The following is a 1948-nucleotide window of genomic DNA, read 5'->3' as shown; positions in this document are numbered from 1 at the left end:
GGCGCACACGGGCGGCTCGACGCATCTCGTCGCGGTCGCTGGCGCTCCCGCGCTCAACGACCGAAACCCGCGACCCCTCCCCCCGGGCGTGGAGCGAGCGAGGAACGAGCGAGACGAAACGCCCCGGGTTTCCGCTCAACGGAACTCCGGCGAGCGCGGGGTTACGATGGCGGCGTCATCGAGGAGGATGCCGTGGCACGAGGATCTGCGGGCGAGTCGGTGCTGCACCGCCACCTGCGCGTGCTCGAGAGCTTCGACGCGTGGCATCCGTTCCTCACGCTCAGCGAGATCGCGGACGCCGCGGGTGTTCCCCGCTCGAGCGCGCACCGGCTGATCGCCGAGCTCGAGCGCGAGGGGCTGCTCGAGCGGCTGCCCGACCGCACGTACCGCCTCGGCGTGCGGCTGTGGGAGTTCGCCAGCCGCACGCCGGGTGCGGTGGGCCTCCGCGAGATCGCGCGGCCCTGGCTGGGCGCCGTGCACGAACGGGTGCGACAGCACGCCCAGCTGGGGGTGCTGAGCGGGCGCGACGTGCTGTTCATCGACCGGATGTCGACCCGCGAGGCCGTCGTGAACGCGACGCTCATCGGCGGCCGCATCCCGCTTCACGCGTCGTCCACCGGACTCGCTCTGCTGGCTTACGCCGACAACGCCCTCGTGAACGACGTGATCGCGCGCGGGCTGCGTCCGTACACGCAGCGCACCATCCGCACGGGCGCCGAGCTGCGCGCGCAGCTGCGGCGCGTGCGCGAGGACGGGTACGCCGTGACGGAGGGCGCGATCCACCCCGAATCGCGCGGCATCGCTGTGCCGGTGATGGGACCGGGCGGCATCGTCTACGCCGCGATCGGCGTGGTGGTGCCCAACGACGGCGCCTCGACCCACGGCTACGCCGAGCTGCTGCGCCGAGCCGCGACCGGCATCGCGCGCGAGCTCGCTGCCGCCTACAGGCCCGACGTCGACGAGCGCACCCACGGCATCCGCTCGCTCGTGAGCGGGTCGCGCCGCTCGCTCGAGTACCTCGAGAGCCTCGACACCGACCCGCACGACGCCGGCGCTCCGGTCGCTCCGGGCACCTCCGACCCCGCCCCCGGCGCCGGCATCGGGCCTGCGCCGGTGCTCTAGGGTTGTCGGCCATGACGACGATCGCGATCCTCGGCCTCGGCGAGGCCGGCCGTCGTTACGCCCGCGGCCTGGCGCACGCCGGGGCCGACGTCCGCGCCTTCGACCCCGCGCATAACCTCGGCGACCCCGACGTGCCGCAGTTCGCGACGCTGGCCGACGCCGTCGCCGCGGCGGACGTCACGCTGAGCCTCGTCACCGGGCATGCCGCGGCATCCGTCGCCCGCGAGGCGCTGCCGCACATCGCCGCGGGGGCGGTCTACGCCGATCTCAACACCGCCGCCCCCGAGCTCAAGCAGCGCATCGCGCGCCTCGCCGCCGACCGCGGGCTCGCGATGGCCGACGTCGCGGTGCTCGCACCCGTGGTGCGCGCCGGGCACCGGACGCCGCTCCTCGCGAGCGGGACCGGGGCACGCGAGTTCGCCGAGCTCGTGGGCCCGTTCGAGGTGCCCGTCGAGGTCATCGACGGCGAAGCGGGCGAAGCCGCGCGCCTGCGGCTGCTTCGGAGCGTGTTCATGAAGGGGCTGGCGGCCCTCGTGCTCGAGGGGCTCGGCGCCGCGCGCGCCGCCGGCGCCGAGGAGTGGCTGCGCGCGCAGATGGCGGATGAGCTGGGTCCGGACGGCGCCGCGCTCGTCGACCGGCTCGTCGACGGCTCGACCCTGCACGCCGTGCGGCGCGAGCACGAGGTGCGCGCGGCCCTGGCAGCGCTCGAGTCGTCGGGGCAGCCCGCCGACATGACCCGTGCGACGCTCGCGTGGTTCGAGCGGCTCGTCGCCGACCGCGACGAGTCCGGTCGTTGAGCAAGCGAGTCGTTGAGCGAGCTTGCGAG

General features: G+C 74.8%; 2 protein-coding genes. Both read left to right on the top strand.

Annotated features, from left to right (window positions below):
* Positions 1 to 192: 192 nt before the first annotated feature.
* The gene (locus B1729_RS14145) at positions 193 to 1122 is read left to right on the top strand and encodes an IclR family transcriptional regulator (protein ID WP_163633355.1); all 930 of its coding nucleotides are present in this window, start codon (positions 193 to 195) and stop codon (positions 1120 to 1122) included.
* An 11-nt stretch (positions 1123 to 1133) separates the two neighbouring features.
* Positions 1134 to 1919 carry an NAD(P)-dependent oxidoreductase gene (locus tag B1729_RS14140; RefSeq protein ID WP_163633353.1) on the top strand — a complete coding sequence of 262 codons (786 nt, stop codon included), beginning with the start codon at positions 1134 to 1136 and terminating at the stop codon, positions 1917 to 1919.
* Positions 1920 to 1948: the final 29 nt, after the last annotated feature.

Origin of the sequence: Microbacterium sp. B35-04 (assembly GCF_010634885.1) — a bacterium.
Classification (GTDB): Bacteria; Actinomycetota; Actinomycetes; order Actinomycetales; family Microbacteriaceae; genus Microbacterium.
Note: the sequence above shows the minus strand (reverse complement) of the source record. Positions and strands in the feature narration are given on the sequence as shown.